Here is a 3,395-nt window from a genome sequence, read left to right on the forward strand (position 1 = left end):
TCGAACATCATGCTGATCGGGCCGACCGGCTCGGGCAAGACGCTGCTKGCCCAGACGCTGGCGCGCATCATCGACGTGCCCTTCACCATGGCCGACGCSACCACCCTGACCGAAGCCGGTTAYGTSGGYGARGACGTCGAGAACATCATCCTSAAGCTGCTGCAGTCGTCCGACTACAAYGTCGAACGGGCCCAGCGCGGCATCGTCTACATCGACGAGATCGACAAGATTTCGCGCAAGTCGGACAACCCCTCGATCACCCGCGACGTCTCGGGCGAGGGYGTGCAGCAGGCCCTGCTKAAGATCATGGAAGGCACCGTCGCCTCCGTGCCGCCGCAAGGCGGCCGCAAGCATCCGCAGCAGGAGTTCCTGCAGGTCGACACCGCCAACATCCTGTTCATCGTCGGCGGCGCCTTCGCCGGCCTCGAGAAGGTGATCGCGGCGCGCGGCGACGGGGCCTCGATCGGGTTCGGCGCCAAGGTCAAGGAAATCGACGAACGCCGCACGGGCGACATCCTCAAGGGCNCCGCCAATGAGGAAGCAGCGCGCGCGGGCGCGCGGCGACGGGGCCTCGATCGGSTTCGGCGCCAAGGTCAAGGAAATCGACGAACGCCGCACGGGCGACATCCTCAAGGGCGTCGAGCCGGACGATCTGATGCGYTTCGGCCTGATCCCCGAGTTCATCGGCCGTCTGCCSGTKCTGGCSACGCTGGAGGACCTCGATGAGGAAGCCCTGGTCACAATCCTGACCGAGCCCAAGAACGCCCTGGTCAAACAGTACAAGCGGCTGTTCGAGATGGAGAACGTCGACCTGACGTTCACCGACGACGCCCTGATCGCGGTGGCCAAGAAGGCGATCACCCGCAAGACCGGCGCCCGCGGCCTGCGCTCCATCCTGGAAGGCATTCTGCTGGAGACGATGTTCGAACTGCCGACCTTCGAGGGCGTCGAGGAAGTCGTCGTCAACGCAGAGGTCATCGAGGGCAAGGCCCAGCCGCTGCTGATCTATTCGGAAACCAAGTCCAAGAAGGCCGCGCCCGACAGCGCCGCCTGATCCTCGGATCGGAATGAAACGAGGGCGGGTCCAGCGATGGACCCGCCCTTTTTGCTTGGCGCAGCGGATGTTGTGTGATCGGCCGATGCGCCTCAGGGGACCAGATAATTGACCCTCAGGCCCAGCGCGAAGTTGTTCTCCATCAGCCCCTGCCGGGCGTATCCATACCGGCCTTCAACCTCCAGCGACCAATCGGGGTTGAACTGATGGGCGACGCCCAGGCCGAAGAACGGCGCTGCTACATTGGTACGCGTCGTAATCGTTCCCACCTGTTCGCCGATGGACCTCAGCTGCGCCGCCTCGATCCCGATTCTGGAATAAAGCAACGTGTCTCCCAACGCCCAGCCGAGTTCCCCGCTCGCCGCTACCGCAACGGTGCGGCGATGATGATAGAGCGCATCCGGACTGCTGAACGGCGGCTGCACGTCGTACAGCTCGGATGGACTGGGCCCTATCGGCGCGCTGACCGACACCTCGCCGCCAAACACCCACGACCCGCTCTGCCAGCGCCTGCCGAACTGGACACTCACAAATCCCGCCGATGTTTCCGGCGCGCGGTAGGCGTAAAAATCGGACACATAAGGCTCGTGGTTAAGCACTTCGCTTCGGCCGATCTGGCCACCGACGTAGCTTACGTCCCATGTATCCCGTGACGACGTTGACGTTGACATCGACCCAGGCGTAGGCGGCGGAGACGCCGTTACGATCGCGGTGGGGGGAGGGGCAGGCCGCTCCTGTTCTGTCACCAGCCGCTCAAGACGGGCCTCCAGGTCGCGGTTGCGGGCCTCCAGCGCCTCGATCCTCGCCACCAGTGATGCCGGGTCCTGAGCCGCTATCCCGCCCGCGAGTGTCACCGCCAACAAGATTGACATAGCTCTTCGCTCCGCAATGTGACCGGTAGCGTATGTGTATTTGACAAACCCGCCGGGAGATAGTTCCGGACAGCAGCGGGACTCTCTGGCAGTATTGCCGGATGGCTCGAGGGTTGTTGCTCATCCCACATGGCGATGAGGCGGAGCGGGTCGCGGCCATATGCCGCCAAGCGTTCGGCCAGGTTGAAGCCTTTCACAGCAATTGGGGCGACCCGCTTCCCGGGGCGCTCGCCGACTGGCAAGGGGATTTGATCCTGTCCTACTGCTCGCGCTGGATCGTCCCGCAATGGCTGCTCGACCGCGCGCCCCTCGCTCTCAACTTCCATCCCGCCCCGCCGGAACATCCCGGCATCGGCGGCCTGAACTGGGCGCTCTACCACGGCGACACCTCCTTCGGCGTCACCTGTCACCACATGACCCGCAAGGTGGATGCGGGGCCGATCGTTGACGTCCGGCGCTTTCCGATTTTGCCCGAGGATGACGCGCCGGCCCTGTTCCATCGGACTCATCACCAGCTGGAGGCGATGGCCCGAAGCGTCATCAGGCGGCTGGCCGAGGGCTGGGATGCTCCAGCTGGCGGTCACGAGTGGGCGCCCGTTGCCCGACTCCGGAGAGAGCTGGACGCCATGATGGATGTGCCTCGAGGAACGGGATGCGGCGAGGTTGAAAGGCGGCGGCGGGCGTTTGAATTCGGGCGCTGGAAGCTACTTGAGCGAGCCTGACTTCCCCGGTGCTCGCCGGATCCGGACCGGTGGCTTCTTCGGCCGGCTTCTGGTCAGGCGGCCGGGGGCCAGGGCGCCGGCGGCACAGATGATTAGTGTCGCATGGTTGGTTCCTCCCGGATTGCCCTTTCCCAACGGCCAAGCTGGGTCAGGGTTGCGCCGCGTCACGCCTGATGCCGCCGCGCCACAGGGGGGCGAGGGCGAGTTTTGAACGTTCCGGCGCACCAAGCGCATGATTTCCGCGGCATCTCTCCCGGAGAGCGCCCATCCGTGCAGCTTGAGCGCTTGTGGATGGAAGCGCGTCGCGCTTACCGGCGACGCTTGAACCCGGCGTCGGCAGAACCACATACTCAATCGAAGGCCGCCGAATGGCGGGCCGAGTCGAAACGGGGAAGCACAGGCGCTCCCAACGTCGGCGCGGCGGGTCCGAGATCAACGAGGACCCCGTAGAAAGTACGCATCCATGTCCGAGACMAAAACCCTGCCCGTCYTGCCGCTGAGAGACATCGTCGTCTTTCCGCAYATGGTCGTGCCGCTGTTCGTGGGRCGCGAGAAGTCGGTCAAGGCGCTCGACGAGATCATGAAGGGYGAAAAGCAGATCCTGCTGGCCACCCAGAAGAACAGCGTCGATGACGACCCSTCCGCCGACGCCATCTATCCGATCGGCGTTCTGGCCACYGTMCTGCAGCTGCTCAAACTGCCCGACGGCACCGTCAAGGTGCTGGTCGAGGGCAAGAGCCGCGCGCG

Annotated in this window: 3 protein-coding genes and 2 pseudogenes; 4 read left to right on the forward strand and 1 reads right to left on the reverse strand. The window is 64.8% G+C overall.

Annotation, left to right across the window (positions count from 1 at the left end; translation table 11 throughout):
- Window positions 1-525 (forward strand): annotated as a pseudogene (locus ASD25_RS27265) (AAA family ATPase); the annotation flags it as partial.
- 1 nt (window position 526) lies between these two features.
- Window positions 527-1,054: pseudogene (locus ASD25_RS27270) on the forward strand (ATP-dependent Clp protease ATP-binding subunit ClpX); the annotation flags it as partial.
- 92 nt (window positions 1,055-1,146) lie between these two features.
- Here the strand turns inward: ASD25_RS27270 and ASD25_RS27275 are convergent.
- Window positions 1,147-1,914 carry an outer membrane beta-barrel protein gene (locus tag ASD25_RS27275; protein ID WP_156389483.1) on the reverse strand — a complete coding sequence of 256 codons (768 nt, stop codon included), beginning with the start codon at window positions 1,912-1,914 and terminating at the stop codon, window positions 1,147-1,149.
- A 113-nt stretch (window positions 1,915-2,027) separates the two neighbouring features.
- Between ASD25_RS27275 and ASD25_RS27280 the strand changes: the two genes are divergently transcribed.
- Window positions 2,028-2,648, forward strand: coding sequence for a formyltransferase family protein (locus tag ASD25_RS27280; protein ID WP_055832588.1), 621 nt, complete (start codon window positions 2,028-2,030; stop codon window positions 2,646-2,648).
- Between the two features lie 463 nt (window positions 2,649-3,111).
- The coding region (locus ASD25_RS32585; RefSeq protein WP_235562902.1) for an LON peptidase substrate-binding domain-containing protein at window positions 3,112-3,395 on the forward strand (284 nt) is incomplete at its 3' end.

It is taken from the genome of Brevundimonas sp. Root1423 (genome assembly GCF_001426805.1).

Coding starts and splice junctions, on each gene's coding strand:
- ASD25_RS27280 (WP_055832588.1), top strand. CDS start 2,028: ATGGCTCGAGGGTTGTTGCTCATCCCACATGGCGATGAGGCGGAGCGG.